This window comes from Candidatus Thermoplasmatota archaeon, assembly GCA_022848865.1.
In the GTDB taxonomy this organism is placed as follows: Archaea; Thermoplasmatota; Thermoplasmata; order RBG-16-68-12; family JAGMCJ01; genus JAGMCJ01.
Map to the genome: position 1 here is coordinate 1 of JAJISE010000056.1, position 9679 is coordinate 9679.

The 9679-nt window shown below is 58.9% G+C and carries 8 protein-coding genes; 4 read left to right on the top strand and 4 right to left on the bottom strand.

From position 1 onward, the window contains the following. Positions 1-265 precede the first annotated feature (265 nt). On the top strand, positions 266-1885 hold the full coding sequence (locus LN415_08865) for a B12-binding domain-containing radical SAM protein (GenBank protein ID MCJ2557197.1): 1620 nt from the start codon (positions 266-268) through the stop codon (positions 1883-1885). On the opposite strand, the gene LN415_08870 is transcribed toward LN415_08865, so the two are convergent. Both LN415_08870 and LN415_08875 read right to left on the bottom strand, forming a co-directional pair. Next, positions 1886-2107 carry a hypothetical protein gene (locus LN415_08870; GenBank protein MCJ2557198.1) on the bottom strand — a complete coding sequence of 74 codons (222 nt, stop codon included), beginning with the start codon at positions 2105-2107 and terminating at the stop codon, positions 1886-1888. 39 nt (positions 2108-2146) lie between these two features. Next, complete coding sequence (locus LN415_08875; GenBank protein MCJ2557199.1) at positions 2147-3745, bottom strand: hypothetical protein; 1599 nt, start codon at positions 3743-3745, stop codon at positions 2147-2149. Between the two features lie 163 nt (positions 3746-3908). Here LN415_08875 and LN415_08880 point away from each other — a divergent pair, with 163 nt between their 5' ends. After that, positions 3909-5024 (top strand): tetratricopeptide repeat protein, encoded by a 1116-nt coding sequence (locus tag LN415_08880; GenBank protein MCJ2557200.1) that lies wholly within the window; start codon positions 3909-3911, stop codon positions 5022-5024. Here LN415_08880 and LN415_08885 read toward each other — a convergent pair. Together LN415_08885 and LN415_08890 are read right to left on the bottom strand one after the other, a co-directional pair. After that, entirely contained in the window at positions 5021-5623 is a 603-nt protein-coding gene (locus LN415_08885; protein MCJ2557201.1) for an RlmE family RNA methyltransferase, read from the bottom strand. The genes LN415_08880 and LN415_08885 overlap by 4 nt on opposite strands. A 659-nt stretch (positions 5624-6282) precedes the next feature. Then, positions 6283-6519 carry a hypothetical protein gene (locus LN415_08890; protein MCJ2557202.1) on the bottom strand — a complete coding sequence of 79 codons (237 nt, stop codon included), beginning with the start codon at positions 6517-6519 and terminating at the stop codon, positions 6283-6285. Between the two features lie 195 nt (positions 6520-6714). Between LN415_08890 and LN415_08895 the strand changes: the two genes are divergently transcribed. Next, the gene (locus LN415_08895) at positions 6715-7299 is read left to right on the top strand and encodes a GTP-binding protein (GenBank protein ID MCJ2557203.1); all 585 of its coding nucleotides are present in this window, start codon (positions 6715-6717) and stop codon (positions 7297-7299) included. Between the two features lie 313 nt (positions 7300-7612). Beyond that, the coding region (locus LN415_08900; protein MCJ2557204.1) for a hypothetical protein at positions 7613-9679 on the top strand (2067 nt) is incomplete at its 3' end.

A 9679-nucleotide genomic window follows, 5' to 3' on the forward strand; every position in this document is an offset into this window, starting at 1 on the left:
GCTTCTTGGTCGTCCTCGCGAGCGTCTTCAAGATCTTGGACGCGGTTGCGGGAAGACCGAGTATCTTCTCCGCCAACTTGGTGAGCTTGTACAGCGCCTTCCTTTCCGCTGGATGGGTCATTCAGCAGGACGTACGCAACGGGATTATATGAATTTTCCTTTTCATAGATATGGACGCATGCTATTGTTCGGAATAAACGTTAAATAGACAGATATCATAACCGGCAATAGTATTTGTTCATCTTGAATTTCAACAGGAGGAGCTATGTTGGCCTCTAGGCAGGGAAACGGCGGAGTTCCGATAGTCCTCACCGCTCCACGCTCCGAAATCAGCACCTACAGCGGTGACCCGTTCACGGCCTTCGTCGCCACCTTCCCGAGGAAGCTCATTCCCAGCTTCTTCGTCAAGAGCGAGTGGCTGGAGGCGAAGGACAACGCTGACGGCACCGCCAGGTTCCTTCCTTACGGGTTGAGGAAGGTGGAGGCCATGCTCATCGACGAGTTCGGCGAGGAGAACGTCGCTTCCGTGCACCCGGACAACCTGAACAGGTTCGTCGGCCCGGATACGAAGGCGGTGGGTGTCTCCACGATGGACTCCATGGGGCTGGCCTATGTCTCTCTCACGTACAACTCGCTTTTCGGCTTTGGTGGGGAGTCCCTGGACGCGTACGAGTTCGAGAAGGTCCTGGGGGACCCGGCCTTCACCAGGTTCGACCCGAGGATAATCGTTGGCGGGGCTGGCTCGTGGCAGGTCCGCGACGCCGGCAAGATGGAGGAGCTCGGTATCGACACGCTCGTCCACGGGGAGAGCGAGAACGTCCTGACGGACCTGTTCCACAAGGCCCTGAACGGCGAGGCGCTTCCCAAGGAGGTCTACGGTCCGGCGGTGGACGACGACTCCATACCCTCGATCAAGCGGGCCGCCAGCTACGGCGTCGTGGAGATCACGAGAGGCTGCGGAAGGGGCTGCTCCTTCTGCTCCCCGACGAACAGGAGGAAGAACTCCCGCCCGCTCGACTTCATCATGAAGGAGGTTGAGACGAACGTCAGGGGAGGGACCAACTCCATCTTCACGGCGACCGAGGACATGTTCATCTACCAGTGCGGCCCGAAGTTCAAACCCAACCGGGAGGCCGTCGTCAGGCTCTACAAGTCCATAGCCGAGCACCCGGGTGTGGATTACATCCATCTCTCGCACGCTTCCATCGCGCCGGCGGTCTACGACCCCGACATGGTGGAGGAGCTCACTCCCATACTGGAGGAGAAGTCCCTGTACTCGCCCAGGCTGAGGAAGAGCTACGACAGACGGTTCCCGACCGTCCTCTTCGGCATCGAGACCGGCAGCATCCGAATAATGGAGAAGTACATGCGCGGGAAGGCCCTGCCGTACGACGTGAAGGACTGGCACGAGATCGTGACGCAGGGCGTGGGCATCTTCAACGACAACGGCTGGCGGCCCTTGGGGACGATAATCACGGGCTGGCCCGGCGAGACCGAGGACGACACGATGGAGACCCTCGAGCTGCTGGACAAGATGAAGGACCTGGACATGTTCTACGTCCCGCTGCTCTTCATCCCGCTCCACGACAGCAGGCTGAGGGACGAGAGGATGATGCCCCTGGAGAGGCTCACCGAGGCCCAGCTGGACTTCCTCGCCACGTGCTGGAGGTATAACATCAGCTGCTGGGACAGGAAGTGGCAGCCCATCTACTCCATAGCCTCGATGGCGTCGTATTACATGTACTTCCGATGGAAACACGGCAAGAGCTTCAAGCAACCCGCCCTCAGGATAGCGGGGCTCCATCCGGGGCTGTATGTGGGAAAACACAAGGAATGCGACCCGCAGGCGTGCTCAGAGCCTCGGCCTCCGGACATGGGCGGCTGATCAGACCGTGTCGATTTTGTAGAGGACCATCATCCCCTTCAGCGTGAGGTGGACCTGGTCCGCGAGGTCTACTGCCTCCTCCACGCCCGCCTCCGTGCCCCACTCGTACACGAAGTCGTAGTTCCCGGTCGTTGGGACGAAGCCGAGCGAGTGCAGCCGCTGCGCGACCTCCGAGGGCCTCGCGCCGTCGCTGTTGAACGTCACGGTCAGATAGGTTATCATCCAACCCAAAGAACCACGCGGGCTATCTTAAATGTTGCCCTATTCCCCGCCCTTGTCGAAGTCCTTCTTCATGGCCTCGAAGGCCCTTTCGTACTGCTCGAAATAGTCCGAGCGTATGAAGTTGTCGATCACCTCGTAGGGCATCTTCTCCAGTATCTTGTCGACCGTCATCAGCGCGTCGCGGGCGTCTATGATGTCGTTCTCGTAGACTTGGAGCTTCTTCTCCATCTTCCCGAGGCGCTCGCTCTCCCTCTCCGCTTTTTCCGCCCTGTCCCTCGCCTCGTCCAGCAGCCTCTCGATCTCTGATTCTCTCTCCTGCGCGGTCCGGAGCTTCTCCTCGGCTTCCTTCGCGCGCTCCTCGAGCTCTTCCTTCTTCTTCTGCAGCTCCTTCCTCTCGGCCTCGAGGCCCTGCATCTCATCGCTCGAAGCGGACGACTTCCTCTCCTCGAACTCCTGGATGTCCGTCTCCAGCCGTTCCCTCTTCTCCTGGATGATCTCCCCTTCCTGCTTGTACGTGTCCTCGGCCTTCTGCACTTGTTCGCGGAGCTTGTCGAGCTCATCGCCCTGCTGCGAGAGGTTCACCTCTCTCCTCTCCAGCTCAGCGTGCTTTTCCTCGAGCTTCTCCCTCTCCTGCTTGATCTTCTCCTCGAGCTCCCTCTCCCGGTCCTGAAACTCCTTCACCCTCTTCTCTATCTCCCGCTCCTTCTCTCCGATCTCGGCGATCTTCTCGTCAGAGACCGCGGCCGCAGAGGCCTCGAACTCCGACTCCCTCTCCTCCAGGTCGCGGGCCATCTTCGTGAGCGTCTCCTTCAGGTGGTGGACCTCTCGCTCCCCGAGCTTGATCCTCTGATCGGCCTCGCGGGCGACGTCCTCGTAACCCTCGAACTTCCTCATCAGCTGGTCCAGCTCGGCCGTCTTTTCGTCGAGCTGCTTCATTCTCTCATCCAGCGACCGTTCGACCTCTTCCTCCTTCTGTCTCACTTCCAGCTCCCTCTCGAGGAGGCTCTCGTCGCTCTTCGCCAGCTCCTTGAAGAATGTGATCATGTTCTTCGTGTTGTCCTCCAGGAACGCTCCTCTCTCCTCCAGCTTCCTCTCCACCCTGAGCAGGAGCTCTTCCCGCTTCTCCATCTCCCTCAGCTTGTTCTTCCACTCGTCCCTGAGGCGGGAGGCGGTCTGCCTCTCCGATCCCAGCTGTCTCCGCTCCTCCTTGAGCTTCCCTATCTCGTCGCTGAGCAGCGTCGTCCGCGCCCTGATGAGCTTCTTCTTGACCTCGTCGAGCTCCTTCTCGCGCTTGCCCAGTTCCTGCTCCTTCTGGAGGAGACGCTCCTCCTTCTCCTTTATGGACTCGGCGTCCGACGTGATCCGCTCGGCCTCCTCTCTGAGCAGGGCGGTGGACTGCATGATGCTCGTCTTCAGGTCATCTATCGTGGCCCTCCCCTTTGCACCAGTGCCCTTCTCCGCGTCGCCTTCCTCGAGCTGCTTCAGGCGCTTCATGTCCTTATGTATCTTCTTCCGCTCCTCCTTCAGCCGTTGCGTCGAGTCAGCCCTCTTCTGTTTCGACCCTTTGCCCTTCTTTCCGGAGCCCTTCTTGGTTGCCATGAAAATCATCGTTGCTATCATGTCCATCCCCTTCGTCATCTCTGTCTGGTTCCCCCTCTTCTCCCATTACACTAATTTTCTCTGGCATATTAATATCTATTGGTGGATTGGACCCGTCCGTCCTGATGTTGACTCGCGGAGAATCACTGCGTTAGCTTTATATCGGACATAATCGGTAATACGCTCCGGTGGGTTCTTAGCCATGCCGGAGGACAAGATCGAGTGCGAGGTCTGCGGACATCTCAACAAACAGAAGGCCGAGTTCTGCAAGGAGTGCGGAGTGAAGCTCGGGGTCAGCGAGGGCGATGAGGACATCGACAAGCTGCTCGAGGATCTGGCCGGAATAGAGGCTCCCGCAGAGGGCACGGACGAGGCACTGGACCTTGACAAGGAGATTGTGGACGAGCTGCTCGACTCCCTCCTGATCGAGGAAGAGGGAGACCTCTTCGAGTGCCCGGTCTGCAGCAGCATGATCGCGGTGGAGTCCTCTGTGTGCCCGGAGTGCGGCACCGAGTTCGCGGAGCTCCTGGAGAAGCCCCGTGAGGAGCCGAAGCTGGAGGAAGAGATCGAGCTCCCCGCAGAGGAGGAACCAGTCAAGGTCGAGGTCTCCGAGAAGAAACCCAAGCTCACGACATCGAGCGCCAGGATGATCGACGCCATCGTCGTGGGGACCATAGCCGCCCTGGTCGCTGTCTTCGCTGTCTTCCAGATGTGGGACTGGAACACATACTCGGAGAGCACGCTGCCACTCATCGTCTTCGCCGTGATAGCGATCGCCGGGACGCTCCTCGGATTCATATTCTTCAAGATCAGCACGTCGGCGGTGGCCCAAGGCGACCGTCTGGTCAAGGACGGGCACTACTTCGAGGCCGTCCAGCATTACAACAGGGCGATACGGATAGGCTCGAAGCCCGCGACGGCATGGACGTCGAAGGGCGTGGCCTACAAGAGGCTCAAGCAGTATGACGAGGCCCTCAAGTGCCACGAGATAGCGCTGAAGATGAACCCCAAGAACGAGATCGCCTGGACGAACAAGGGCGATGTGCTCTTCAGGCTCGAGCGGTTCGACGAGGCACTGAAGGCGTTCGAGGAGGCCCTGGACATCAGGCCGAAGTACGCGATCGCGTGGAACAACATGGGCGCCACACTCGCCCGGATGGGCAGGTTCGAGGATGCGAAGAAGTGCCACGATCAGGCCATCAAGATAAGGCCAAGGTACACGGCCGCGTGGCTGAACCGCGGGGAAGTGCTCGTCAGGCTCGGAGAAAGGGACGAGGCCGCCAAGTGCCTGCAGAAGGCCAAGGCGCTGGGAGCCTAGCCCCGGAAGCCCTTCGCTATCACGTACATCTCTGCGCTCTCCGAGATCGTCGCTTTTGGTCGGTGACCCTTCACGAAGGAGAACCGCTTCCTGACGCTGTCCATGTAGTCATTGTACATGTCCCCCTGGAAGACCTTCATGACGGCCTTCCCTCCCTTTCTGAGCACCTGGTCGGCGACCGCCAAGGCCATCCCGCTGAGGTGCACGGAGAGCGCGTGGTCCTTGCTCCTGTTCCCGCTCAGCTTCGGCGACATGTCGCTCAGCACGACGTCCACGGTCCCGCCTGTCCACTCCTTCAGCCGCTCAACCGCGCCCTCCGTCTCCAGATCGAGGGTCATGATGGATATCCCCTCCATGTCGCGGATGCGGACCCGGTCGACCGCGAGGACGGTTCCCGCCTCTCCCACGATCTCCTTTGCCACCTGCGACCAGCCGCCAGGGGCGGCCCCGAGGTCGAGGACGGTGTCCCCTTCTCTGATCAGATTGAACTTCTTCACGATCTGCCTGAGCTTGTAGGCCGCCCGGCTCCTGTACCCGGTCCTCTTGGCGGCTCGGTAGTACTGGTCCTTCTTCCTCTTCTTCAGCCAAGCCCTGGTCATTGCCGTCTCATCGATGAGCTTCGGCATAACCGTTTCGGTGGGCGATGTGCGGGGAGTGCGGTTGCGATCAATGAGGCGAGCGGGAACCTTGCTCTACTTAAGTGTTCCGAAAAGGCATTATACGCCACCGCGCGGGCGGGAACGGAGAAACAACGGAGGAATACGGAGCCGGGAACGGAGCGGAACGGAGACTCAACGGAGAAGAACGGAGCGAGCATACAGCGAGCTTACAGAACCTTCAGAGAAACTTCGGAGGTATCTCGGAGGAGTCCCGGAGTAGTCTCGGAGGAGTCCCGGAGAAACAACGGAGCGAGCATAGGGCGAGCTCACGGAACGGACGGAGAAACTAACGGAGAACAGAGAACTCGGAGAGCGGCCGAAGAAACCTCGAAGCCGTGTCGAAGAGAGAGGTCGGAGAGTAGTACAGGATTTGTATAGCCCGTGTATAGGAATTGTATAGGATCCCTATGGGAACAGTATGGGATTCCTATGGGATTCGTATGGAAATTGTATGCGATCCGTATGAGTATCTCATGGTCATCCCCTGAGCATCCTATGGTCATCTCCTGCGAAGGGTATGGAAACACTATGCAAAGAGTATGGAAAGAGTATGGAACCACCAAGCGAAATGATGCGGCGGCGGTCGGCATCTCCATGGGCTACTCCGTCATGACCATTATCCTCGGCTCGGGCGCGACATCGACCGTGTACCGCCTGAGGGTTATCTTTGCACCGCCGAACTCGAGCTGAGCGGGGAGCTCCTCCTGCTTCGTCCCCTTCACCTTCTCGTCCAAGAAGTCCGCGAGCGGGAAGACGTCCTCCTCCGAGAAGTCCGTGGCGACGACCTTGATGACAAGGGAGAACTGAACGGGAATGCCCTCCAATGACTTCAGCAACCTGTTCCTCAGTACCTCCTCCTGCGTTTCGTCACGCCCCCCTGCGCGGCTCTGAATGAGGTGTCGATTGATAAATCTATCGCGGGGACGGGCGGTTGGCGGGCGGCGATGGACGCTATCCACCCTGATAATCTGGCGGAAACGCATTTATAGAGCGGAAAGCGCAGCCACAGATTAGTGACCGAGATTCAAGCGATGGAAGAGCGACCCTCGATGAAGGTGAAGATCTGCCTCGTTGGGGATTTCCAGGTCGGCAAGACCAGCCTGATACGAAGGTTCGTCCTCGACCAGTTCGACGAGCGATACCTCGAGACGATAGGGACGAAGGTGTCCAAGAGGATCATCAACGTGGACAACCCCGCCGAGGACGGCATCCTCCGCGTCAAGCTGATGGTCTGGGACATCATGGGCCGCAAGGAGTTCGGCGACCTCCTCCGCGAGGCGTACTTCTACGGAGCAAAGGGGGTCGTCGCGGTGTGCGACCTCACCCGGCCGGAGACGGTCGACAGCCTGCGCGAGTGGATCGACTCGGTCATGCGCGTGGCGGGCGAAGTCCCCGTGCACGTACTCGCGAACAAGGCGGACCTCGAGCACGAGGTGGACGAGAAGGTCGTCGCTGACCTCGCCGCTGAGTACGGATCGTCGTACCACCTGACGAGCGCGAAGACGGGCAAGAACGTGGAGGTCTGCTTCGCCGATATCGCTCTCAGGACCTCAGCGATGTACTTCGGTGCGCTGGAGGCGGAGCCCAAGGAGACGGTCACCGCCGCGGCGGACTGAGTTCGACGGTTGTACCAAACCCTTTTTATGTCATGTGCGGTTTGTTAGCAGCTGAGCGGTTCACCAAAAAGATATATACATGCAGCGTAATCCGCTCGATTACCATCCACCTTGGAAGATTCTGATACTAGGAGGAGGACTTGGAATGCAAGAGAAGAGAAAGGCATCGATAAGCGTGATATTGGTGATGGTTTTTGTGTTAGGGCTATTCGTTCCGATGAGCCAACACGCTAGAGCAGCCATACCAGTACCTCACAACCAATATGGACATGCGCAGGACATCGGCGGGGTGAATTTCACTGATGGGTCATTCATGTCTTCATGGATTGACGGTGTGATGTACGGATGGAACTGGACGTTTGAGGATATTCTCGACCTCGATCCGCTGAACCGGTCAAGCAAGTATGACATTGACACCGCAGGAAACCAGGTCACCATACCCGGTGATCCTGACACCCCAGGGGTGAAGGAAGGCGGTGACCACAACATCGATGACATCATGTACGTCTGGGGAGACATGACGGAGACTGTCGTCAATCTCATGAGCCCAACGACGATCTTCGAGCAGACGAATGTTTGGCAGACCTTCGTGGCAGAGTACATCGACATGACAATCGCCCCGACGCAGCCGTCTGCGCTGCCGAAGATAAACAACATCGTGACGCTGCCTGGCGACGCAGGAACGCAGTACATATACATCTTCGGTCCGCCAGGAACGTCCATGGACGATTTCTATCTGGAGAAGAACGACGGCGTGCTCCACAACGTGGCGACGCAGATCTTCCTCTCCGGGACGATATCCGAGACGATGTACTTCTACGTCGATCTCGGAGCGACGGACTATCTCGACCCCGTGGGTGATGAGCTGAAGCTCGTCTGGGAGAATCCAGGCGGTCCAGGAACGCCTTTTGGCGGGATGGACGTCGTTGTGGACAGGGTTGAGTACAACGCCACAGCTGGCGGGTCGCACTACGGGGAGCCCGACAACACGATAATGCCCGATGCGGTTCCGCCTGGGCCTGGCTTTGACATTCACAGGGGGCCCATGCCTGGGTTTGACACGAATGATTGCTCTGCGGACTTCTCTAGCGGTACCGAGCCGGGGAGGCCTCCTACAGCGCCATACGCGCTGAGCGTGGAGGGTCTCCTGGCGACGGGTCCGGGACAGACGATTTCACCTGTGACCAACAGGGTCAACCCGCTCCTTGGTTGGACGCACCAAGACCCTGACACACCACCCAGTCCGCAGTTCGGCTACCGACTCGAGATTGCCACAGATCCGGCCTTCGCCGCGGTGACCTGGTCAAGCTATCAGCCCGCCAGCGGTGCAAGCACGGAGGTCTATTCAGGTCCAGCTTTTTCACCTGGACTCTGCTACTACTACCGGGCAAGAACGAGGGACGCATTCGACTATGGTCCCTGGGCTGACACCGAGGTCTGCATGAACACGCCACCGGATGCTCCAATCAACATATGGCCCGCAAATGAGACGATAGATCCCGTCGACGTCAACATATCCTGGAGCGTCGTGACGGACGACGATGGTCACTCCATCATGTACGAGGTTCAGGCGGATGACGAAATAACGTTCACTTCGCCGTACGAGTTCAACCCTGCCCCAACCTCAGACAACTTCTCAATCTCACATACGTATCCGGCACTGTCGCACTTCTGGTATCGAGTGAGGGCGCATGATGGGTACGAGTACTCAGCCTGGAGCAGCGACGCTGGTTACTGGTGGTTCGATACGACCAACCCGCCCATTCCACCGGTGCCAGTAGACTTGTCGGTCGAGGGCTTCCTCTTGGGATCTCTTGAGGCAGATCACCTCACGAACCGAGTGAATCCGGTATTCAGCTGGACCTTCACGGATGGCAATGGCGGCGATTCCCAGCAGGCCTTCAGCGTGGAGATCCGAGACGCTGCGGGAGGATTTGGCAATCTGATCTGGATCGACACCGGTGGAGCCGCCGAGCAGGTGACATACACCGGCCCACCGCTGGACGTGTGCAACATGGACTACTGGTTCCGAGTGATGGTCCAGGACAACTCTGCGAGCCAACTCTGGAGCGTGGATTGGGTAGAGCGCTCATTCCGCTCGAACTGCATACCGACGGTTCCAGTACTATTCGACCCGCCGGACCAGTCACTGCAGCCGGAGAGAGCCGCGCAGAACGTCGTATGGCTGCCCTCCACGGACCTTGACATACTGGATTCGATCACCTACGAGTGGGTAGTCGACCAAGACTGCCCTGCCACAGTTCCGTACATCGCGAGCGGGACGACATCAGCCACTTCCTCAGCCCCGTTCGACACGACGGGAATGGCCGGTACATACTTCAACTGGACCGTTCGTGCTGGGGACAGCTGGGAGTGGAGC

What these genes read in the sequence shown, in the direction of transcription:
- LN415_08895 (MCJ2557203.1), top strand. Translation starts at nt 6,715, where the DNA reads ATGGAAGAGCGACCCTCGATGAAGGTGAAGATCTGCCTCGTTGGGGAT.
- LN415_08875 (MCJ2557199.1), bottom strand. Translation starts at nt 3,745, where the DNA reads ATGACGAAGGGGATGGACATGATAGCAACGATGATTTTCATGGCAACC.
- LN415_08870 (MCJ2557198.1), bottom strand. Translation starts at nt 2,107, where the DNA reads ATGATAACCTATCTGACCGTGACGTTCAACAGCGACGGCGCGAGGCCC.
- LN415_08865 (MCJ2557197.1), top strand. Translation starts at nt 266, where the DNA reads ATGTTGGCCTCTAGGCAGGGAAACGGCGGAGTTCCGATAGTCCTCACC.
- LN415_08885 (MCJ2557201.1), bottom strand. Translation starts at nt 5,623, where the DNA reads ATGACCAGGGCTTGGCTGAAGAAGAGGAAGAAGGACCAGTACTACCGA.
- LN415_08880 (MCJ2557200.1), top strand. Translation starts at nt 3,909, where the DNA reads ATGCCGGAGGACAAGATCGAGTGCGAGGTCTGCGGACATCTCAACAAA.